Raw genomic sequence first — 235 nt, 5'->3', positions numbered from 1 at the left:
GCTGCGGTCGTGGCGGAATTGGTAGACGCACCAGATTTAGGTTCTGGCGCCGAGAGGTGTGAGAGTTCAAGTCTCTCCGACCGCACCATTATTTAGATGTCTTAAATGACATCACTGTTGGGCTATCGCCAAGCGGTAAGGCACTGGCTTTTGATGCCAGCATTCCCTGGTTCGAATCCAGGTAGCCCAGCCATTACAACGTTACTTAGACAAACCATAAGTCTTCTTAACTATA

At 48.9% G+C, this 235-nt stretch carries 2 tRNA genes; both read left to right on the top strand.

The features are described from left to right. Positions 1 to 3: 3 nt before the first annotated feature. Positions 4 to 88: transfer RNA gene (locus AACR09_RS09125), tRNA-Leu, on the top strand. A gap of 30 nt (positions 89 to 118) precedes the next feature. Then, positions 119 to 193, top strand: a tRNA-Gln gene (locus AACR09_RS09120). The last annotated feature ends 42 nt before the right edge of the window (positions 194 to 235 follow it).

It is taken from the genome of Vibrio sp. OPT20 (assembly GCF_963889365.1).
Classification (GTDB): Bacteria; Pseudomonadota; Gammaproteobacteria; order Enterobacterales; family Vibrionaceae; genus Vibrio; species Vibrio splendidus.
Note: the sequence above shows the minus strand (reverse complement) of the source record. Positions and strands in the feature narration are given on the sequence as shown.